Annotated in this window: 19 protein-coding genes; 3 read left to right on the plus strand and 16 right to left on the minus strand. The window is 59.2% G+C overall.

Features of this window, described 5'->3' with window-relative positions; translation table 11 throughout:
* Positions 1 to 21: 21 nt before the first annotated feature.
* From R1T40_RS00005 to R1T40_RS00045, 9 genes are all read right to left on the minus strand, one after another.
* Positions 22 to 612, minus strand: a complete 591-nt coding sequence (locus R1T40_RS00005) for an energy-coupling factor transporter transmembrane component T family protein (RefSeq protein WP_106164623.1) — start codon at positions 610 to 612, stop codon at positions 22 to 24.
* Positions 605 to 1,285 (minus strand): energy-coupling factor ABC transporter ATP-binding protein, encoded by a 681-nt coding sequence (locus R1T40_RS00010; RefSeq protein WP_317384035.1) that lies wholly within the window; start codon positions 1,283 to 1,285, stop codon positions 605 to 607. The genes R1T40_RS00005 and R1T40_RS00010 overlap by 8 nt, the downstream gene beginning before the upstream one ends.
* A gap of 89 nt (positions 1,286 to 1,374) precedes the next feature.
* Positions 1,375 to 2,487, minus strand: coding sequence for a molybdenum ABC transporter ATP-binding protein (gene modC, locus R1T40_RS00015; protein WP_317384036.1), 1,113 nt, complete (start codon positions 2,485 to 2,487; stop codon positions 1,375 to 1,377).
* Complete coding sequence (modB, locus tag R1T40_RS00020; RefSeq protein WP_106164626.1) at positions 2,484 to 3,191, minus strand: molybdate ABC transporter permease subunit; 708 nt, start codon at positions 3,189 to 3,191, stop codon at positions 2,484 to 2,486. The genes modC and modB overlap by 4 nt, the downstream gene beginning before the upstream one ends.
* On the minus strand, positions 3,188 to 3,964 hold the full coding sequence (modA, locus tag R1T40_RS00025) for a molybdate ABC transporter substrate-binding protein (RefSeq protein WP_317384037.1): 777 nt from the start codon (positions 3,962 to 3,964) through the stop codon (positions 3,188 to 3,190). Before modA ends, modB begins: the two co-directional genes overlap by 4 nt.
* Positions 3,965 to 4,495: 531 nt before the next feature.
* Positions 4,496 to 5,911 (minus strand): hypothetical protein, encoded by a 1,416-nt coding sequence (locus tag R1T40_RS00030; RefSeq protein ID WP_317384038.1) that lies wholly within the window; start codon positions 5,909 to 5,911, stop codon positions 4,496 to 4,498.
* Positions 5,908 to 6,327: an ExbD/TolR family protein gene (locus tag R1T40_RS00035; RefSeq protein WP_317384039.1), complete on the minus strand. Its 420-nt coding sequence runs from the start codon at positions 6,325 to 6,327 to the stop codon at positions 5,908 to 5,910. The genes R1T40_RS00030 and R1T40_RS00035 overlap by 4 nt, the downstream gene beginning before the upstream one ends.
* Positions 6,328 to 6,783 carry an ExbD/TolR family protein gene (locus R1T40_RS00040; RefSeq protein WP_317384040.1) on the minus strand — a complete coding sequence of 152 codons (456 nt, stop codon included), beginning with the start codon at positions 6,781 to 6,783 and terminating at the stop codon, positions 6,328 to 6,330.
* A gap of 13 nt (positions 6,784 to 6,796) precedes the next feature.
* Positions 6,797 to 7,456 carry a MotA/TolQ/ExbB proton channel family protein gene (locus tag R1T40_RS00045; protein WP_317384041.1) on the minus strand — a complete coding sequence of 220 codons (660 nt, stop codon included), beginning with the start codon at positions 7,454 to 7,456 and terminating at the stop codon, positions 6,797 to 6,799.
* Positions 7,457 to 8,353: 897 nt separating this feature from the next.
* Between R1T40_RS00045 and R1T40_RS00050 the strand changes: the two genes are divergently transcribed.
* The 3 genes from R1T40_RS00050 to R1T40_RS00060 all read left to right on the plus strand — a co-directional run bounded on the left by R1T40_RS00050 (position 8,354) and on the right by R1T40_RS00060 (position 11,923).
* Positions 8,354 to 8,821, plus strand: a complete 468-nt coding sequence (locus R1T40_RS00050) for a DUF1036 domain-containing protein (RefSeq protein ID WP_317384042.1) — start codon at positions 8,354 to 8,356, stop codon at positions 8,819 to 8,821.
* Positions 8,811 to 10,106, plus strand: coding sequence for a hypothetical protein (locus R1T40_RS00055; RefSeq protein WP_317384043.1), 1,296 nt, complete (start codon positions 8,811 to 8,813; stop codon positions 10,104 to 10,106). The genes R1T40_RS00050 and R1T40_RS00055 overlap by 11 nt, the downstream gene beginning before the upstream one ends.
* A gap of 188 nt (positions 10,107 to 10,294) precedes the next feature.
* Positions 10,295 to 11,923 carry a hypothetical protein gene (locus tag R1T40_RS00060; RefSeq protein WP_317384044.1) on the plus strand — a complete coding sequence of 543 codons (1,629 nt, stop codon included), beginning with the start codon at positions 10,295 to 10,297 and terminating at the stop codon, positions 11,921 to 11,923.
* Positions 11,924 to 11,964: 41 nt separating this feature from the next.
* On the opposite strand, the gene R1T40_RS00065 is transcribed toward R1T40_RS00060, so the two are convergent.
* The 7 genes from R1T40_RS00065 to tssC all read right to left on the minus strand — a co-directional run bounded on the left by R1T40_RS00065 (position 11,965) and on the right by tssC (position 21,490).
* Entirely contained in the window at positions 11,965 to 13,035 is a 1,071-nt protein-coding gene (locus R1T40_RS00065) for a hypothetical protein (protein ID WP_317384045.1), read from the minus strand.
* Positions 13,032 to 15,689: a type VI secretion system ATPase TssH gene (gene tssH / locus R1T40_RS00070; protein ID WP_317384046.1), complete on the minus strand. Its 2,658-nt coding sequence runs from the start codon at positions 15,687 to 15,689 to the stop codon at positions 13,032 to 13,034. The genes R1T40_RS00065 and tssH overlap by 4 nt, the downstream gene beginning before the upstream one ends.
* A 27-nt stretch (positions 15,690 to 15,716) precedes the next feature.
* Positions 15,717 to 16,811: a type VI secretion system baseplate subunit TssG gene (tssG, locus tag R1T40_RS00075; RefSeq protein WP_317384047.1), complete on the minus strand. Its 1,095-nt coding sequence runs from the start codon at positions 16,809 to 16,811 to the stop codon at positions 15,717 to 15,719.
* Positions 16,808 to 18,733, minus strand: a complete 1,926-nt coding sequence (tssF, locus tag R1T40_RS00080) for a type VI secretion system baseplate subunit TssF (RefSeq protein ID WP_317384048.1) — start codon at positions 18,731 to 18,733, stop codon at positions 16,808 to 16,810. Before tssF ends, tssG begins: the two co-directional genes overlap by 4 nt.
* Positions 18,730 to 19,326, minus strand: coding sequence for a type VI secretion system baseplate subunit TssE (gene tssE / locus R1T40_RS00085; RefSeq protein ID WP_317384049.1), 597 nt, complete (start codon positions 19,324 to 19,326; stop codon positions 18,730 to 18,732). Before tssE ends, tssF begins: the two co-directional genes overlap by 4 nt.
* A gap of 116 nt (positions 19,327 to 19,442) precedes the next feature.
* The gene (locus R1T40_RS00090; RefSeq protein WP_106164639.1) at positions 19,443 to 19,940 is read right to left on the minus strand and encodes an Hcp family type VI secretion system effector; all 498 of its coding nucleotides are present in this window, start codon (positions 19,938 to 19,940) and stop codon (positions 19,443 to 19,445) included.
* 56 nt (positions 19,941 to 19,996) lie between these two features.
* The gene (gene tssC / locus R1T40_RS00095) at positions 19,997 to 21,490 is read right to left on the minus strand and encodes a type VI secretion system contractile sheath large subunit (protein ID WP_317384050.1); all 1,494 of its coding nucleotides are present in this window, start codon (positions 21,488 to 21,490) and stop codon (positions 19,997 to 19,999) included.

Raw genomic sequence — 21,490 nt, forward strand, 5'->3', positions numbered from 1 at the left:
CATGATTAGACGTGTTTTTCGTCAGAACCCGCGCGCGTCGATGGCATCCGAAATGTCTTCGGACATCTTCAAAGTACGCACGATAGCGGGAATTGTGAGGGCGAGGATATTGCGCTCAAGGCCGCGTGCGTATTGCGCTTCGCGTACCTCTCGCACGACAGATGCTAGGACTGGAATAAACCGCAACGTCAGCGAAATCGCCAAGCTGATCCCGCGCGTCCGCAGGCCGAGGCGGCTGAGTGGACGCAGGCCAGCCTCTATGCCGTCTATCATCTCGCTGGATCGCGTCGTGAGCGTGAGCAGACCTGCCAACATCAGCAAGACTGCAAATCGTATGATGACGAACAGGCCCACCCACCAGCTGTTGAACAAGGCCTGCGCGATCATGATCAGCACAAAAATCCAAATCACAGGTCGGATTTGCGCCCACGCGCGTCTGAGCGGCAGGCCTGCGGCGGCGAAAAGGGCAAGTGTGACGGCAAGAAATGCTATCGAGAACAGTATGTTATCTACCGCAAAAAGAAGACTTCCGGATATGGCCAGGCCAAGAATTTTCCATCCAGGCTTCATGGTATGCAGGCGCGAGTTCCCCTCCGAATACAGGTCAAGCATCCAGCATTGCCTCGACATAGCGGTTCAGCGCCGCATTCGGGACGTCGTCTGCCAACACCCGACCGTTCTCGAATACAAGCACGCGATCAAAATCTTTCACGAGATCAAGGTCGTGCGTGACAACGATGGCGGCTTGCTCAAGCGCGTCGATGGCATTGCTGATGCGCAGCTTGTTGCGCAGGTCAAGCAATGTGGTCGGCTCGTCCAAGACAACATAGTCCGGGTTCATCACCAATACGCCAGCAATGGCGAGAAGCTGCTTCTGCCCTCCACTTAGATTATGCGCCGGGTGTTTGGAGTGCGCGCTCAACCCGTATCGCTGCAGAATATCACGCGCCATCTCGGTGCGTGTATCCAGCGGAATTCCGAGGTTCTTCAGGCCAAAGGCCACGTCTTCTTCAACGATCGGAAAGACGATCTGGTTGTCGGGGTTCTGAAAGACGAACCCAACCTTGCGGCGAATGTCTCGCGCCCGCTTTCGGGTGTCGAGCCCGTCGACGCGGACGCTCCCCTCTGTGGGTGTGCGCAGCCCATTCAGCAGGCGTGCAAAGCTGCTCTTGCCGCTGCCATTGCTACCGACGATCGCGATACGCTGTTCTGACAGCGACAGCGAAATATTCCGCAGCACCGGACGGTCATCCAAAGTCAGGCTAACGTTCTGAATTTCGATCATGTGGCGCGCGTCCCATTTGTCCCGGCACGATGCTCGGCTGCTGATCTGCGCTATACGGGATGGAGGCGGACTTGAAAAGTATAGATTATCTATGAAATATCATCTGGCGTGCGCTGTTGAGCTCCGCCGATATCCTGCTGGGCGATCGCGACAGACTTCATAATCGCATAGGCCTCTACGCCCGGTTGCAGGCCAAGCGCCGAGACGGAGCGCTGGGTGACACGTGCCAAAATCGGACCGGCGGCGGTTGCAAGCGTGACCAGTGCGCCGGGCCCGTCCCCAGCCCGGATTGCCGATATCGTTCCGGACAAGACGTTGAGCGCCGAAAGCCCGACTGGTGGCGTGACAGAAAGAATGATCTCATGCGCAGAGATCCGCAGCCGCAATGACGCACCAATTGGCTTATTCACTTTTGGCACGAACAGCTGAATTCCGTTGGACTGCAACTCGCTCAACCCGTCGGCGTGATGACTGACCAACTTGGCCACGATGATTGAGCCGACGCTGCGAACGCCTGTCGGGACCACGCGGGGGTCAGACAGAACCTCGGCGGCGGAACCAAGGTGGGTGACCTGACCGCTATCGAGAACCACAACGGTTGTCGCAAGCCGCGCGACCTCGGCTGCAGAGTGGCTGACATACAGGACAGGAAGTTTCAATTCATCTCGGATGCGCTCAAAATATGGGAGTATTTCGAGCTTTCGGGTCTGATCCAGGGCGGTGAGTGGTTCATCCGCAAGCAGAAGTTCAGGGGCTGCCAAGAGCGCGCGGCCAATGGACACACGCTGCTTCTCGCCACCGGATAGATATGCCGGCATGCGGTGCAGAAGCTTCTCCAGCCCGAGAAGATCGACGATCTGTTCGACCTCCCTGCCCTTGCGCAGCTTTGGCGCAAACCGTTGACCGTAAAGTAAATTCTTTTGCACGCTCATATGCGGAAAAAGGCGGGCGTCCTGAAATATATACCCCAGCCGCCGCTTGCGTGGCGGGAGCGCAATCTTGCGGTCAGAGTCAAACAGGACACGCTCGCCAATCTTGATACGTCCATGGTCTGGCCGGATCAGACCCGCCACGGCGTTGATGAGGGTTGATTTTCCAGAACCGGACCGCCCGAACAGCACTGTTAGCCCGTTTGGCGCCGCAAAGTTCGCATGTAGCTGGAATGCCCCCTGCCGGACAGAGAGATCAATTTCAAAACTCATGCATGTCTCAGTTTCTGTGCCAATCGGCGACTTAAGACTTCTGACACGATCAGGGCGGCGAAGGAAATCACGATGGAGATCACCACCAGCCGCAGGGCAGAGGCTTCACCGCCCGGCACCTGCAGGAAAGCATAGATGGCGGATGGCAGGGTCTGCGTCTCACCGGGAATATTGGCGACGAAGGTGATCGTGGCGCCGAACTCTCCCATCGCCTTGGCAAAGGCCAAGACGGCTCCGGCGATGACGCCAGGCAGGGCCAGCGGCAGCGTTACCGTAAGAAATACCATCACCGGATGGGCGCCGAGTGTCGCTGCCGCATGCTCTAGCCCGGGGTCGACAAGCTCGAAGGAAAGGCGCAGCGCGCGCACCATGAGCGGAAACCCCATAAGCCCTGCGGCAAGGGACGCGCCGGTCCAACGGAAGGCGACACTGAGACCGACAGGGTCCAGCAAGCGACCGATCGGCCCATACGGTCCAAAGGCCAAGAGCAGCAGATAGCCTGTAACCACTGGCGGTAGAATGAGCGGCAGATGCACAAGCCCATTCAGGAGGTGTTTGCCGGGAAATTGCCACCGCGCAAGGGCGTAAGCAACTGCGATGCCAAACGGCAAGCTGATCACCATCGCCCAAAACGCCACTTTGAGTGACAGGCGCACGGCCAGCCACTCCTCTGGCCCGAGCCAATAGGGGACGGTTCCACTCAACGGTATTCCACCGGGGTGAACCCTTGCGCCTCAAACACCTGGTCTGCGGTTTGGGATGTCAGAAACTCGATGAACGCACGGCTTCTATCATTGGTGTTGATTGCGGCAACGGGATAGATAATCGGCGGATGCATGCTGTCTGGTATGGGAAATGCGACGGTCACGCGGGTCTCGGCGCGGGCATCTGTTTGATAAACGATCCCGTATGGGGCGGCACCGCTGGCGACAAGTGCAAGTGCGGAACGCACATTGTCCGTTTGGGCGACTTGAGCTTGTAGATCTTGCCAAATATTGGCGGAATTCAGTGCAGCCTTGCCGTAAATTCCCGCGGGTACGGCGTTGGTCTGAGCCATCGCCAGTTTGCCGGTGCCGAGGGCCGTTTGCAGATCAGCCAAGCTGCTCAGCGCCGGTTTGCCCCGCGCCGCGATCACACTCAAACTGTTGCGTAGCAAATCCAGACGTGTCGTCTCGTCGATACGCCCTTGCCGCGCCAAGTCATCCATCCACCCGACGTTTGCCGAAATGAAGACGTCAGCCGGCGCGCCGGCGCCAATTTGGCGCGCAAGGAGCGATGAACCTCCATAAGAAATTGAAACTTCGGTCGCGGTGTCCGTTTCGTACGTCGCCGAGATCTCATCCAGTGCGGTCTTCAAACTCGCAGCCGCAAACACTCTTAGCGGTTCAGCTGTCGCGACACTGGGCAAAACAATCATCGGGATGAGGCATAAAACCCGCATCCAGCGCACCAAGTTTTTGGGTTTGAAAGGTGTCATACGCGCGACCGTTTAGTGTTTGCTCGCGAGACTCTAGGGAGAGGTTCCAGTCGGCGCAACACCCAGGCAGCACGCATTGTCCTGCCCCCCACTGATCCCGCATTCATAACGAGCACGGCCCATGAATACGTTAGTGGTAAGGCCAATGGAATGTGCGGAGGTCCAGCAGATTGCCACCGGTCGGCTGTGGTTCTATGAAGACTAACGCTCGGGAATGGGCAGCGGCGGGAGGACACCCGATCAAAAACTGAAGCGGGGTCCGTTAGAGTCTAAGACTAGGCACCGCAAGAACGGAACGATTACCCTTTGATCGCCTCGGGTGCAGCAAACACATAGATGCAATGGGATTTTCCGATGCCGATCTCAAGAGCACTACGCCTCTCATCATGGGGCAACTGTCAGCTTGTCTTCTGAGCGGTGAACTGGTGCCGAGGAGGCCTTGCGACATCATTCTGCGCTTCTGAGCTCCGCAGAAGATCGGGGCTTTTCCCAGTGGCCTAACCTGATTGGGCTGCATTGGAACGATGTCGCTCATTGCAGTACGAAACCTGTCAAGGCCATCGCAATATCCGGTCCGAGCTGGTCCTGGGCGCGCTGGAGTGTCTCATGGGCAAGTCCGCCGATGCCACTGCGCAGATCGTCAAAGGGGGTCGATGAGGCGAGCGCCAGAATCAACTGTGAAGTATCGCGCCTTGGGCCAGCACGGGTGACCGGCACTGCGAAATCCACGCGATTGTCGCCAAACCGGCTGAATCGCTGAAGGTCCTGAACAACGCCATTGTTATCAATGACCAGCAGCATGACATAACGCCCACCGGTGCCGCGCACACCTCCGCGCAGCCAGCCACTGGAGGCGGGCGCCGGGTTCTCAAGCCCCAGTCCGAGCCGGGTTGCAGGATAATTCGGCCCCTTGGCCACGAGATCAAGCCCGGCACATTGGCGTGGATCAATCAACTGGCGCGTCTGCACGAGATCCGCGTCTTCGGGTCCGAGAAGCGCTTTGGCGTAATCTTGCATCACCCGCTCAGACGCGCCGATCATCTCAAGCCCCAGGCCACCCGTGGACGTTCGGCGTGGCAAGGCCACGAGGCAGTCAGGATGAGCCTGCTCACGAATACGCCTGATCAAGTCGCCTGCTGCCAGATCAACCGCACGGGCCACGGTGGCGCGCGTCTCTGTGTCGTTGCCTTCGCCCTCGGGGAGGCTGGCTGTGTCACCTGCCTTTGATGTGTCGGTCGACGCATGGTCGCTTTCGCCGGCATTCGGTGTCGTGTCCCCGTCAAGGGAAGGGGCTTCGGGCGGTGGGGACGGCCAGTCAGGGCTTTGGTCTTCTGCCGCAGCACCTGGCGGTTGCAATATGGCGAGCTGTGGTCCGCTGCGTGGTGCGCCGCCTGTGCTTTGCCCTCGATCAAGCGGAATGATGGGGGAGCTCGCCTCTGGTGTTTGAGTGGACGCAAGCGGGGGCGGCGCCACACTCACCGGAGGTTGGGCAAGATCAAGGGAAGCGGGTGCGTCGGGAACAACCGGGGCGTCTGGAGGTGTTATCTCTGCAACGTCCCGTCCCAGCTGCGGAACCGACGCCAGGCGCGCGGGCCGCCTGTCCGGAGCGGGAAGCAATGGGGCCTGTTGGTCTGTATCCGATGGAAGGTCGGGCACTTCAGGGGATGAGGCCGACACCCCTTCGGGCTGGTCATCTGGCGCGTCGTTGCCGGGGGTGTCTGCCGCATTTGCGATGCCCTCTGACACTTGCGTCCCCGCGAGGCTATCGGTGTCAAGGCGCTGCAACGACACGGTAAAGCTGATTTCTGGCGGTGTGGGGGCTGGATCTGGATGCCAGACCATAACGCCAATGCCTGCCGCTGCGACCACGACGTGCGCAGAAAACGCAATGAGGGCAACGCCCCACCAATCTCGCGCAGACTCTTGGGCAAATGGAAGCGCGCTCATGGCATCGCATCCTGCGTATCGCGCTGACGGATCGTGACAAGCACAACTTCGATATCCTGGAACACCGGATCTGCCAGAAGCGACGTCAGCTGCCGTCCCGGCGCGGTGCGATCCATCAGGAGATACACCCGGTCAAGCTCTGCAAGTCGGACGCCAAGCTCTGCCTCTGGGAAGGGGTCCCCATCAAGGGACATCTTATCATCCAGATCAATTTGCAACATTGGCGTCGGCAGTTGGGATATCGGCAAATCTCGCGTTTGCGACAACCTGATTTCCGTCGGTGCAGACTGGTTCCACAATGCGTTCGTGGCCAGAAAGAACATGATCAGCAACAGGACGACATTGACGATGGCCAATGCCATATCGGGCCTGACGCGCTTTGGCGAAGGGGGCAGCAAAGAGTGTTGTTTGGTCACTCATCCCTCCTGCGGCGAAATGCCAAGCTGTACGGTCTCAACCCCGGCGGCATTCAGGGCGGCCATAACAGAGACAATGTCCTGAATGCGCGCAGCCGCTTCGGGTATCAGAACCACCGAGACCGGGTCCGCGCGGCTCGAAAGCCCCGCACTCAGTGCCTCAAGTTCTGAGAACTCAAAGTGCTGTGCGTTGAAACTCAACCCGCCTGCGGTGATCCGCCAGAGCACGCGATCTTCAAGTGACCCGGCAGCACTTGCGGGCTCTGAACCGTTCCCCGCGCCATGCGCTTCGGGGCCAGCCGGCACCTGTCCGAAGCCGAGAAGCGAATAGGGGGTCAATCCCGACGACAGCATGAAGAAGATCAGCAACTGAAACATCGTATCGGCGAGCGGGATTAACGAAAATCGCCGGGTTCGCCGAGCGGGCGGCAGAAGCGTGGCGCGATGGCGCGGCATTTCAAAGCTCCCGTTACGCCGCGTCTGCGATGCTGCCCGCGCGCCCGAAGATTGCCGCGGAAATCATGGTCTCGGCCAGGACACGTTCGCGTTCGATGCGCGCTTCGAACCAGGAGGTAATGAAATCGGCAACAAGCGCCAGGACAAGGCCGGCCGCTGTGGTTGTCAGGGCCGTCCAGATCCCTTGCGCGAGGCTGGCCGGATCAGCGGCGCCCTGTACGGCAGAGAGTTCGGCGAACGCGTCGATCATCCCCAAAACCGTGCCAAGAAGGCCGAGCATCGGGGCGGAGGAAACACAGATTTCAAGGAACCGCATATAGCGCCCCATCTGTGCAAGCTCGACGAGCGCGGTCTGCCGGCCCAACTCCTCTGCATATTCGCTTTCTCCGGGACGGGCCTGCACGCCTGACATCACGGCCGTGAGAATGCGTCCAAGAACGGAATTTTGCGCGCGGGCCCGTTCCATCGCGTCCTGCGAGTGTCCCGCTAGCCAAAGTTTGAGCGCAGCTTCGGCGCCATTCCGCCCCCCGGTGCGCAGTTTTCGAAACTGGCCGATCTTGCGCAAGGTCACTGCAATCATGGCAATCGACAGAAGGCCCAGAGAGATAAAGATTGGCAGCGAAATAGGAGAAATAATATCCGACATTGCAAAGTCACCGATCAGAAAATTCATAAAATCACCGTCCTGAAGTCCCTTGGACGATAAGGGCAACATATGCACCAATTCATGTATGGCGCATCGACTTTTTTACAGGAAATGCGTGCAAAGATGCATCTGCAGATCGCTCTACCGATAGACCCCGATCAGATAGTCCGTGGCATGTGTCTTGGGCTCTGCGTCGCCCACGACCCATTGCGGTTGAGCCGTGCTGGATGCATGAGAACCGGTCTCCAACGGCACAACCGGAAGCCTATCGCGCGCAATCGGACGCGGGTAAGTCATCGAGGCCGTGTGGTCGTCCGGTAACGGCACTGATAGCGGCACTGAGTCGCTGCGCACTGACATGGTGCCCGTGGGCAAGAGATCTTTGGTCGCCGGAGCCGGCGCAGTGTCTTGAACGGGGGCGATGCTGCTACGTGTGCTGCGCCTGAAGAGTGGTTTTGCCCCTTCAGAAACGGTTGCATCCGCTGGCTGCGGCGCCAGTTTCACAACGGAAGATCCATGGTAGGCAGCAAAACCCACCCCCCCTGCAACACAGAGGACGCAAAGACTGGCTGTGATAGCGAGGACCTTAAACATACCGCCAAGTATATCGCCTATGACGTGTAGGAGACAGGGGAAATCGCCTCTGTGAGCATCACCCGCGATTATTCGCGCAATGCTCACGCTATGCTTGGCATGCCGCCCGGCGTTCCGCTTTCGATGTTCTGAAACACCATCGCCTGCTGCATCCTTAGGTTTAACTCCCGTCCGGCATCACGACGTCTTTATTTTTGGTGGCGTCAGTATCTCAAACCTCTTATTTCATCAGGATATAAGGTCTTTGCGCCGCGTAGTTTGTTACTTTTGGCAAAAACAGGCGGTCACACTGAGATTTCAAACGCGCATTGTCCGAAGGAGGTGCCTGACATGTTCTCTGCCTTCGCAGCCCGGTTCGTTCTGGCCACCAGGGCCTTGTGTCTGGGCGCAATGGTTGTCTTCGCCGACGCGCAAGTAGTGGTTGCAGAGGAGAGCCCTGGGTTTCATCTGTGCAACAAGACGCCGGATGTGATCAACGTTGCCCTTGGCCGGTACAAAGATGGCACCTTTGTCAGCAACGGGTGGTGGGTTATCGCGCCCGAGCAATGCGCGGACCTGATCAACCGTGCGCTGAGTGCGCGATTCCTCTATGTGTTGGCGACGGACCCCTTTGGGCAGGTTATCCTTGATGGCGCCACTCCGATCTGCGTCAAGCCGGAGTATTTTGAGATCAGGGGCGATAGTGAGTGTCTGACCCGCGGCTACCTCCAAGGGAACTCCCGTGAAATTGACACCGGCACTGCCGATGGTTTCACGCTCTCAGTCTATCCCGACGGTGCTGTTCCCGATGAGATGTAGTCCTTTGCTTCAGGTGCTGACTTTTCTGCGTGCGCGGGGGGCGTCACCCTGTGGCGCGCTGCTTCTTCTGGCCTGCACTTTCTGGGCGGCACCCGCAGATGCGCAATGGAGCGGGCTTATCTATACGACAGAAGAGGGGACCGACACCCCAGAGAGCGCAGAAAGCGCCGCTGAAGACGTCGCACGCTTGGGGCTCTTGGAGGTGCGCTATGTGCAAGACATTGCGCCATCCGCACGTCGCCAGGCGCTCGAGGAGATGGCCGTGCGGGCACCGGGCGGGCTGGTCATCCTGCGTATCGGTGCGGCATCGGGTGCCGGGGAGGGCGATCTTGAAGACCTGATCGAACAGGCCGGGGCCGCTGGGATGTCCCCTGTGGTCGTTCTTCTGGCCCATTGTGCCTCGGCAGATCCGGGGCCGTTGCGCCAACCGGTCGCCGCCCCGTATTCGCTCGTCGCCTCCATATCGCCTTCAGAAACCTGTTCGCCCGGCCCCGATCCGGTGCTTCAGGCCTTGGCACGCGGGGCGGAGCGCGTCGAAGAGGGGCAAGTGCAACCCCTCTCTGATGTGTTGGCTGGCCTATGGCACCAGGGCTTGGCTCTGCCGGATCGCGCGGTTTCATCAGCGCGGTCTGCACAGCTGACAATTTCGGCGCCATCACGCGATGAAGGGTTTGAACAGATCTTGCCTGCAGTTTTTCGCTACGTTCCTCCACCAACAGCGGACCTGAGCGAGATTCCGAGTGAGACGCTCGTTGCCATTCCGCCTGCGCCGGGCGCGCCGCAGCCTTCCGTCATTCTTGGCCTAATCGGACCAGACTACAACAGCCCCGATGCCCAAGACGCTCCAGACGATTATAGAGATCTCGCGGCCAGAACCGCGCTCAGGCGGCAAAACCCGATCACGTTTGCCAGTTTGGTGTCCGAGGGCGCCTTTGACCCGCCAGCAGAAGAGACAGCCCGCGCGATTCAGACAGAACTTGCAAGAATGGGGTGTTACCGTGCTGGCATTGACGGCATCTGGGGCAATGGATCACGCGGTGCCGTAACCGCATATTTCAGCGAGCGCTCCGATGACGCGCGGGCCGTGACGACAGAGCCAGACACCGCACTCTATCGGCAGATCATCCTGGCCGCCGATGTTGCCTGCCCTGCCCCACGCGCCCGCGTGACCTCAACGCCGTCGGCTCCGGCTCCAACCCAGCGTGCGCCGTCAAGCCAGCCCTCTGCTCCTGCATCGGAGCGCCAGATCCGGACCATCACGCCATCGCTTGGAGTATTCAGGTGAGCAACGGAACGGATCCCGACCTTCGGATTGATCCGGCGTTCAGTGCAGCAGGGCGCCGTGCCCGCGCGCGGCGTCGGCGGCGTATTTTTCTCCGTGCGGGGGCGGCTCTTGGGCTTTTCGTAGGTATTGGACTTGCCGCCGGAGTGATATGGCAATGGCGCTCGCCCCCCCATGCTGGGCCAAGTCAGGTGACGCGCGCGCCGGAGCCTGCACCTGTTTCACCCTCCCAGATCGCGCCGCCACCGGATCCGTTTCGCGCCCTCGTCAACCTGCCTCGTGATCCGCTTCGGCTGAGGTTGGCGCAACCGGAGCTTCAGGAGGATCAGAGCCTTCCGGGGCCCGCCGATTTCGCTCCGGAGCGGGCGGGCCCACTGCGCCCGGATCGGCTGAGATTGATCAATGCGGACCTGTCACATCAGTCCTCAAAACTCGCGCTTCATGCCGCGTCGCGGCTTGAGGATTTTGCTCTCTACCAGGCTCAGCGCAGCCGTGCATTAAGCGGAGCGCAGGCCGCCACCCCGGCGCGCGACCACAAGATCTACACGCGGGCGCCGGGCCAGAGCTACGCCCTTGCCGAAGATCAGATCTTGTGGCTTGCCACGCCGCGTTCAGGGGTTGAGGTCCTGACCGAAAACGGGGTGTCCCAAGAAGAGGCACAAGCGGCAATCCGGGCCCTGCAACCGCTGCTGCCAGAGCCAACGGAGGACAACGACACAGCCCCCCTGATGCTGCCGCAAAACAGCATCCTGGCCTTGCGGTTTGCGAGAGGATCAGAACACGCCTCCGCTCTTGCACAGCTCACGCTTTATACGGATGACCTGTACTGTTGCAGTCTTGCCCTCGGCGCTGCTGGGCAGTGGGTGCGCGCTGCCGACCCCTGGGGGCAAGAGGACCTTGCCGTGCGGGCGCGCGCCGCAAGGCGCGATTTGCCGCCGCCCCAAAGCTATCTTGATGCGCTATACACAAGCGCCCTTCAAAGTGGCCTTTCGGACCATGCGGCGGGTAATCTTGTGGTGATGGTCGCACAGCGTTTCGCGCTTGATCGCAAAGTTGGGGCCGGCGATCACATCACTCTGCTCTTGGCGGGACATGGCGCCACAGAGGAAGAAGATGACCTGGCACAAGTGCTTTTTGTTGGCCTTGGCGGATCCGCCGGACGAGAGCAAAGCTGCTATGTCATGGCAGGGCCAGACGGCAAGTATCTTTGCGCGGGCACGATGTTTACTCCGCGCGCTTCAGCGGATGATAGCGCCACCGACGACGAGGCGGTCCGCAACCTGGTGTCCAGGATTGTCCACGTTGAAAGTGGCGGAAGATCTGATGCGAAGAACCCGCTCTCAAGCGCGCTGGGGCCGGGTCAATTCATTATCTCCACCTGGCTGCACATGATCAAAACCTACCACCCGGAGCTGATGCAAAACCTGAGTCGGCAGGAGGTCCTGGACCTGCGCATGGACCCTGCCCTGTCGGTCGAGATGGTGTTCAACCTAACACGGCAGAACCGAGCCTATCTGGTGAAGAACGGATTTGGCGTGACCAGTGGGCGTCTGTATCTGGCGCATTTCTTGGGCCCGGAGGGTGCGGTGCGCGCATTGGGAACAGATCCCGACCTGTCGGTCGAGGCGACGCTCGGCTCCCAAGTGGTTGATGCAAATCCATTTCTAAGGGGTAAATCCGTTGCCGACCTTATCGCTTGGGCAGAAACCAAGATGACCGGCAAGGCCCCGACCCAAGCAGCGATTTCGCTGCCCGGAAGCGCGGCCTATACGCGGGACGTTGATCAGATACTCGACACTGCCGGGCTGACGGATGGCTAGGTTCAGGACCTATCCATCCTAGATCTTCAGCTGCGCGCCTTTCAGATCTGGCTCAACACATGCCGCATGATATAGGCCTCGGCTTCGTCACGCGGGCTGCGCAGGGCACCGACGGGACTGTCATTTGCCATCCCGCGGCCCGCCATTCTCACCCCACCGGCAGCCATGGCGTTTGCACGTTGCGACGCGGGAGAGACTTTGAGGCTTTCCCCCACAAGCTTGCCGCCCATCTGCGAGATCAACGGCCAGGCGCGGTTTGACATCTGCTGCCCATGACTATCGACGATGCGTATCGCACCGCGCAACCGTTGCCCCATCCAGCGTGTATTGGCCGCTGCGACATTGCCGATCCCGAAGCCCATCAACTGATTGGTCAATGCCGCGCCAAAGGCTTTGTCGAGATCGGCATCATTCACATAGACCCCTTCAAACGTCTCAGCTCCGGTGTCGATGGCAAGGCTCATTGCGGTTGTGACGGTGGTGCTTGCGCCAGCAGCGCCGGCCGCGAGCGAGATCTGTTTGGTGCCAAGGGGCAGCATGAACAGGGCGCCTTTGACGGCGGCTTTGCTGACCGACCCGGTGTCCTGATAGGTCGCTGTCGCCTGAAGCCCAACGCCGGTCCCCGAAGCCACGGCGAGCGTCAGGCCACCGGTCGAAACCGTGGCAATGACACCCAGCGTCAAGATGGATCCATCACGCACGCCCTTGGTGATCTTGATCGCGGTTTCCGCATGGTCGATCGCAGCCTGATTGATATCCTGTGCGCGGCGATAGACCGATTGGTTGGCCGTCATCAGCCGATTGACATCACGACGCAGGCCAAAAAGATAGGACTGCGCGTCATCGGCAGCACCGAGCATCAGCGTGGCAAAACGCCGGCCCGTGACGGCTTCGACCTCAGCTTTGCGTTGCAACATCCGGTTCACGTCGGTGTCGACCTGCGCCAGCTCGTTTGCCAGATATAGCTTTTGTATCAGGCTCTCGCGCGTGGTCACCACGCGGGTTGTCTCGTTCATCGCCTTGAGACGCGCGTAATGACCGATCAGCCGCAGCGCGGCGCCCTCATCATAACTCCAACGTTGCCCGGAATCGTCTGTAAATTGCTTTCTCATTGTTCGGCCTCGTCAAACCAATAGGTGAAATTACGTTCCTCGACCCCGATGCGTACGCGTGAAAACTGGTCGCCTGCGACCATGCGTGCGAGGATCTCTCGTGAAAGGCGGGGTAGAATTGTGTTGGTGATAATATTGTCGATCATGCGCCCCCCGGAATCCGGATCATGACACTGCGAGACAATATGATCGATCACCGCCTCATCATAGGTCAGCCCCGCATCATGGGCCGACGCGATACGTGTGGCCACCGCACCAAGTTTCAGCTTTGCGATGCCACCGAGCACATCCGCGGCCAGCGGCAGGTAGGGAATGGTCACGATCCGTCCCAGAAGAGCGGGCGGGAAGACGTCAAGCTGGAACGGCCGCAGCGCATGCGTCACCTCGTCAAGATCCGGCACCTGCCTGCCCTGATCCGCCATATCCATAATGACGTCGGTGCCGACGTTTGATGTCATCAGAATGAGCGTGTTGCGGAAATTGATCTCACGCCCGTTGCCGTCCTCCATGACGCCCTTGTCAAACACTTGGAAAAACAGCTCGTGCACATCCGGATGTGCCTTTTCGATCTCGTCCAGCAGTACGACCGAATAGGGCTTGCGCCGCACAGCCTCGGTCAGTCGGCCGCCCTCGCCGTAACCCACGTATCCCGGGGGCGCGCCCTTCAGCAGGCTGACCGTATGGGCTTCCTGAAACTCAGACATGTTGATGGTGATCATATTCTGAGCACCGCCATAGAGCACCTCTGCGAGCGCAAGCGCGGTCTCGGTCTTGCCCACGCCAGAGGGACCGGCGAGCATAAAGACGCCCAGCGGTTTGTCGGGGTTCGCCAGCCCGGCCCGCGCGGTCTCGATCCGTCGTGCGATCGCCGAAAGCGCATGATCCTGACCGATGACCCGCTCTGAAAGAGCCTCCGACAGACCCAGCACCGCCTCGAGCTGATCCCGCACCATCCGACCGGTCGGAATGCCCGTCCAATCGGACACCACCTGCGCCACCGTCTGCGCATCAACATGCGCAAACACCATGCGGTTTTCCGTTTCGCCGTTTTCAAGCGTGGCGAGCTTGGTGAGCATGGCCTCGCGCATCTCGTCGCGCGAGATTTCATCGTCTTCTTCCCCGTTGTCCGAGGCAAGTGATGCGCGCAAGTCTATGATCTGATCGACCAGCCCTTTTTGAACCTCATATTCACTTTGCAACGCGACGCGTTCGGCCTCGGCGGCCTCCTGCTCCGCCGTGGCTTCCTGGATGCGTGCATCCGCGTCTTCGCCGAGATCGCCCGAGGCCACTTTGGCGGCAATCTCGGTCGTCAGGGCGGCGATCTTCGCTTCAAGATTGGCAATGCGCGCCGGGAGAGAAGATTGCGATACCGCCACCCGCGCGCAGGCCGTATCCAGAAGCGACACCGCCTTGTCAGGCAATTGGCGCGACGGGATATAGCGTTGAGACAGCTCGACCGCCGCGACAAGTGCCTCGTCGGAGATACGCACAGTGTGATGGCTTTGCATCGGCCCAAGGATCCCGCGCAACATGGTGCAACAGGTCGCAACATCAGGCTCCTCGACGCTGACCGGCTGGAAACGCCGTGTCAGCGCGGGATCTTTTTCGAAGTACTGACGATATTCCGACCAAGTGGTTGCAGCGATCGTACGCAATGTGCCCCGTGCCAAGGCAGGTTTCAGCAGATTTGCGGCGTCGCCCGTCCCGGCCTGACCGCCCGCACCGATGAGCGTATGGGCCTCATCAATGAAGAGAATGATCGGGTCCGGGGAGGATTGAACCTCGTCAATCACCGATTTGAGGCGCTGTTCGAACTCACCCTTCATCGACGCCCCTGCCTGCATCGCCTGGATATCAAGCATATAGAGCACGGTTCCCTCAAGCGCGGGCGGCACGTCTCCCGCCGCAAGCGCCTGCGCAAACCCTTCGACCACAGCGGTTTTGCCAACCCCTGCCTCGCCCGTCAGGATCGGGTTGTTCTGACGCCGCCGCAAAAGCGTATCAATGATCTGGCGGATTTCCTCATCCCGCCCGACAACCGGGTCGAGCCGCCCGGCCTTTGCCTCTGCGGTCAGATCCTGAGCGAAACGGCCAAGCGCGGTTTGACCTGTTGCGCCGGGGGCCGTGCTGTCGCGCGCCGCACCAAGCCCTGCGCCATCCATCGGGCGCATATCGTCCTCATCGGACCCGGCCCAGAGGGTACGGGCATCCTGTGCAAGCTGATCGGCGCTGATTTTTCCGAAAACCGCCGAAAGGGCGCATAGTTGCCGACGCAACCCCGCGTCCGACACCAAGGCCGTCAACACATGGCCAGTGCGGATCTGCGCTTCGCCATAAAACAGCGTTGCATAGGTCCAGGCGTGATTAAGCGCATCGGCAAGATATTCCGAAATCCCGGGAATGGTGGTGACATTGCGATCCATCCCACTCACGGCCTGATCGAGATCCTTGAGAACGCGCCCGCGATCAAGATCAAGCGCCGTCAGAGTAAGCGAGACATCGCTTTTCTGCTCCGACAGCAGCGCAAACAACCAATGCGCCAAATCTACATGGCGATGGCCTTCGGAACGGGCATGACGCATGCCTTGCAAGAACGCCTCATAGCCAAGGCGATTCATCTTTCCAGCGTAGGACTCAATTGTGATCTCGGTCATAAAAAGGCTTTCGGTTAAACGTCGTATTCAGTGTGGGCGCGGTGTTTGCACCATGTCGTCGTCATCGGATAAAAGCGCGAAGCGGCAGCCCCGCACCATCTGCCCCCGCTTCTCCGCATCGGGGGCGATACAGGCCATCCAACCAAGCTGCGTTGTCTCGCCCAGCACGGCGGGTGCCAGCTTTGGCTCTGGCAACCAAAGCGCTACATCGACTTCAAATGTCCGGCCAAGATACCAAAGACAGAGATCCGACAGCTCCTGGTGGCCCTCCGCCCCTGGCAAGAAACGATGATACTGTTCCATGTCCGGCAGATGCAGGTGAATGCAGATCTTCGACGTGATCGTACGCACTTGCGCGCCCAGATGAATATCCGCGCCCAAGCGAGAACAGCCCAATCCCATCCGAGTTTGCGCGCCGTCCTCCAAGCGTAGCCAAGTCGGCACCATTTCCTCGATTTGAACGCCAATACCTGCGCCGAAGCAAAGCTCCAGCATCTGCCGCAGTTTGACCGGGCTCTTGACCCGCCCCGCCGACAGCGGCGCCAGCCACGCCCGGGTGAGCGCAGGCACGTCGCTGGTCTTGGCCCCCTCCGGGGTGCCGGTGCCACTAAAGGCCTGCAACCAGATGCTAAATCGGTCATCCCTATGGTCAAACTGCGTTATCGGGCGCGCATTCGACCAGACGCGAAAGAACAGCTCTTGAAAGCGCGCTGCAAAAATATCGGCAAAGGCGGTGAAACTGTCATCTCCACTCTCAAACCACCGGGCGACCTCTTCGGTCCAACTGAGCGGTAGCGCCCCAAAAGCCCCGAAGAACCCCATAAACTGCGCGCGCACCGAGGGGATCGACCCCGCGCCTCTGGTTTTCCGCAGGCCCACCCGCGCCAGATCTTGCAGCGGAAAGGAGAGGAACGGATCCTGCCCGAGCCGCACCAGTGATTGCGCGAGCCGGGCATTACGTCCGATGCGCGGGCTCCCGTCTGGCGCCTCACGTTCAATGCGGCGCAAAAGCGCAAGAAACCCATGCCCTTGCGCCGCTGCGGCTTCCCGCTCGCGGATGTCAGACCAGCCCGGCTCTGCAGAGGCCTTCGGGGGTGAGCGATCAGCCGTCTCGACAGTCATAACAGGGGTCCCTGCCCCGTTCGTGCCGGCCAGGTCTTGATATGGCCGCGCTGGCGGGTTTCGATCACCACCTGCGTAAAGCTGTTTACGGCCGCATATTCGGACAGGAACCGATCTAGGACCGCGCCGATGACAATCACGCCTGAGCTTTCATAATCCTCCTCGTTAAACGTCAACGTCACTTCCAGCCCGCGCGCCGCGTGAAAGCCATCTGCCATCTCGATCGTGCGGGTGATCGGACGGCTTCGGACGCCAATCAGCCCCCCAACGGCTGCGCGGGCCATAGAATCGCTGTGATCCGCAAACAACGACAACATCTCGCGCAGCGCACCGGCGGAGTTGTCGCCGCCGCGTCCTTCAAGCCCGAGCTGATTGAGCGACAGATAAGAGATCAATCTCCAATAGGCGTGCCCCTCCTGCCCACGCGGGCCAACGGCGGTTGTGTCTTGGCCCATCGGATAGCGAGGGGGCGTCGGAGCCACCCGCACCGCAAAGCCAATACCCTGATCGTCGTTGAGGTAGAAATCATTCCTGTCTTCGGAAAGCGGCAGCTGTTCTGGCAAGTGGCGGTTTGACGCCAGCGTACGGAGGTGCAGCCGCTGGATCTCTTCCCCTCCGGGCGGCTCGTACAGCGAAAGATAGGTCTCCGTTCCGCGATATTGCGAGCGCGGCACGCCGTACCGGCGTTCGCGCGCACTCAAGCGCCGTAGCCGATGTCTTGCCGTGTAAAAATAGCTCTGGCGCGGATCGGGGCCATCCTTGGCGAGCGCATAGAGTGGACGGACTTCAGCCCGAGTCTGAAGCGAGGAAAAATGCGCCTGCACATCCAGAATATCATGGATCTCATAGTGGGTGACTGGTGTCGAATTGGGCATCACCACGAACTCGGAATGCTTGTGATCGACACGTACGGTCGCGGCGCTTTCCTCAAACAGATTGATCGCAGGCACGCAGCGCAAGGCCATGTGGTCCGACCCCAGACGCGTTGCGAGGGTCTCGTCCGCTTGCGCGAACTCAAACACAACCTGGAACTCCGAGCCGGGCATCGCCTTGATGTAGCGTTGCAGCCCTTCAAGCCGTACCGCCAGGAACTTGCGCGGAAAAATGAAAAACTCCCGCAGCAACGCGTAACCGTCAAACAGCCGCGTATGATTGGGCAAGAGCCGCTCGTCCCTGTCAAACCCGCCTTGTGTCAGTGCTGCCGGGGGCAGATGAACAAAAACGGGGTCCCCTTGCGGCGACAACCAACGCAAGGAAATGCGAGTGGTGCCCGCAATGAGTTGTTCATAGAGCGCGGTCGCCTCTGCCATTGGCCCGGTCAGATGGATATCCAGCCGGTCCAGAGCGAGGTCACGGATGCGCGCGCCATCCATCTTGCCCGACGGGCCGACGCGCGCAAAATCCACCGCCAGCCCTGCGCGCGTGCCCGGTGCCACATCCTGACCAAGCGCCCCCAAAGGACCCGGCGCGGCAAAATATTGCAGTCCTGTCAACTCAAGCGGCCAGATCGTAAGCGGACCGGCAAGCGAAAAGCGGCAAGAAATCCTCTTGTCTGCATCCCGAAAGCGCGCGTCCATATAGGCTCCGCGCGGGATCGCCAAACCGTCGACAATTGCGTCGGTATCATCTGGTATCTCCGCCTGCGCGAGCATGACCGACGGAATAGGTGCCAAGGCCTGCGGCAGGAGTTGATCAATCAACGCCTCGGTAAAGGTCGAGAATTCCTCATCAATTTTGAGCTGGACGCGCGCCGCCATAAAGGCGGTGCCCTCCAGAAGGCCGGCGACGGCAGGATCGAGATTGTCGGCCAAAAGCCCACCCAAACGGTCGGCGAGCCCGGGGTAGTCCGCCGCGAATTCCGCCGTGCGCTCTCTGAGCAAAGCAAGCTCGCGATTGTAGCTATCGCGGAAGGCGCGTTTCATGCGTTCACCCTCAGCGTTGACATGCGCATCTTGCCCGCACCGAAATCAACCTCAGCGTCGAAATCAACGGGTACATCAACCGGATCCCCTGCGATCTCGGCCTCAACTGCGATCTTGATGCGACGATGGCTATTGGCCTCAGCCTCCAGCACACTGACATGCAGTGTTTCCGGGACGATGCGCGGTTCATGTCGAAGAAGACTTTTCTGAATAGAGGAGATGAGATCTTGACGTTGGAGCTGCGTCAACGAAACGCTTGAAAGATCACGAAAGCCGTAGTTGATGACAGATCCCGCCACATGTGGCGCGTCCGAGAGATCACACACCGCATCGAGGCGGATCGTGTTCAAAAGCGCATCGAGATCAATGGCAAGATGAGCACGGAGCTGGTCAGCCGTCACGCCTTCGCGGCGCGGGCGCGAACGCCTCGTAATCGCCACTTCGTCGTTTGGATCGGAAAAGTTGCGGCGCCGCGCATCGTGTTCTTCGAACGAAGAGCGAAAGACCTGGAATATCGACACCTTCGCACGGTCATGGGCGTTAGCGTGCTGAAGCTCGGATGCGCCATTTGCCGGGGTCCTGGTCGCCATCATTCTCTTCTGGTCAATATGCTGAATTGGGGACGCGCACATCGACGCGACCAAATCATGTGAATACCGAAGCCGGGAACCGGCTTCGGTAAAATTTCATTCTGGAAAAAAGACCGAGGTCACGCAGACCATTCGATGTTTTCAGCGATTTCCCAGCCAGCGGAGCTTTCGGGACCGGCGCCACCATCTTCTTCCTGCAGCGTGTACGTCACTTGGAACGCGCGGAAGTTCAGGGTCAGGGTTTCCTGAACACGGTCGAGACCGTCTTTCATGCCGCCCGTGGTATAGCTGGAGATCATGACGTCTTTGATGTCGATTTTCAGGTAATCGACAGGTGCAACGCCACCCGATTTACGGACCACAAGCTGACCGCCGGTGATGTGCTCACCCGAGCAGCAGCGCTTGACGAGGTCGTGCGTGGCCGCATCAACATACTTGGTGATGGTGATGTCTTGAACATCTACCTTACCGCCACCACCACCATGGCCCTGATGGGTCGTGCCGGATTGGCTCAGCCCCCAGTTCCAGGAAAGGACATCAATCCAATCTTTGTGTTTATCATCATGGGATTCACCCCGGATGTTGTTTTCAAGTTTCAAAAAGCAATCAATTGCCATCGCGCGGTCTCCTGATTTTCAGCGCTTTAATACTCCTCCTGCTTTACGCAAGGAGGTTACTTACCAGTCGGCAAACGGGACACCAGTGACATACCAATATCCACACCTTCCAACTGGAAATGAGGTTGAAGGTAGAACTTACCCTGATAATATCCAGGGTTGAGTTCATCTTCAACAATCTCAACTCTAGCGGCAGCCAAAGGTTTGCGGGCTTTTTCCATTTCGCTCGCGCTTTCGGCGTTCCCGGCAACGTATTTGTTGATCCAGGTTTGCAACTGCTTTTGCAGCTGTTGCCGATCCGGGCTTTGCCCAATCTTGTCGCGAACCATTACTTTCAAATAATGGCTGAAGCGCGACACAGCAAAGATGTAGGGAATGCGCGACGAAAGATTATCCGACTGAGTCGCCTGATCATCGACGTATTTCTTTGGCCGATAGAGCGATTGAGCCCCGATAAATGCCGCTTTATCCGTATGTTGACGATGGATGAGGCCCATAAGCCCGGCCTTTGACAACTCCCCTTCGCGGCGGTCGGTAACCGACACCTCGGTGGGGCACTTCATGTCTTTCATCCCGTCTCCGGTATCAAAGAGATGCGTTGGCAGGTTGGCCACTTCGCCGCCGGACGTGACACCACGAATGCGCACCGTCCAGCCATGCTCTTTGAAGGCGCGGTTGACGTTGGTCGCCATCGCGTGGGCCGCGTTCATCCATGCATATTTCTGGCCATCATGGCCGTCGGTCTCTTCAACGAAGTTGAACTCTTCGACAACCGAATTGGAATTCGGACCATAAGGTTCACGGGCCAAAACGCGCGGCGCCACCAAACCAACAAACCGAGAGGTTTCACTGTCACGCAGGCTATTCCATTGCGCATATTCCGGCGTTTCGAAAATTTCCGACAGATCTGGCGGAATTGAGATCTCATTCCAGCTGTCGAGACCCAGAAGCTCCGGAGATGTGCCCGAAATGAAAGGCGCCAGAGCCGCTTCGGATATTTTCCCCATTCCCTTAAGCAGATTCACGTCAGGTGAGGAATGGTCAAAATAGTAATCGCCAATCAAAACGCCAAATGGCTTTCCGCCCAGCGTACCGAGATTTTGCTCGTAAACGATATTGAACAGGGGCGACTTGTCCCATTTCGCACCGGAATAGCGACGCATCATCGCCTGCAATTCGGATTTCGAAATGTTGAGAACTTTCACCTGAAGCGATGCGTCGGTTTCGGAATTATTGACGGTATGCGCCAATCCGCGCCAGCTCGCCTCAAGTTTCTGAAACTCGTCAGCATGCATGATTTCATTGACCTGATCGCTGAGCTTTTCATCAAGCTTTGCAATCATCGCATCAAGCGTATCAATTACGTCTTCAGAGACAAGATCCTGAGAAATGAGAGCTTCACGCGCGAGCGCCCCCACGGCGCTGTCCACCTCTTTGGCGGCAACATCGCTGCGTGGTTTGATTGTCTGCTTCAGGATATCGGAAAATTCAGATAATTCGTCTAGCCCCGCCGGAGCTTGATCTGTCTGAGTTTGCGCTTGATCATTCAT

Source organism: Tritonibacter scottomollicae (assembly GCF_032924845.1).
Lineage (GTDB): Bacteria > Pseudomonadota > Alphaproteobacteria > Rhodobacterales > Rhodobacteraceae > Epibacterium > Epibacterium scottomollicae.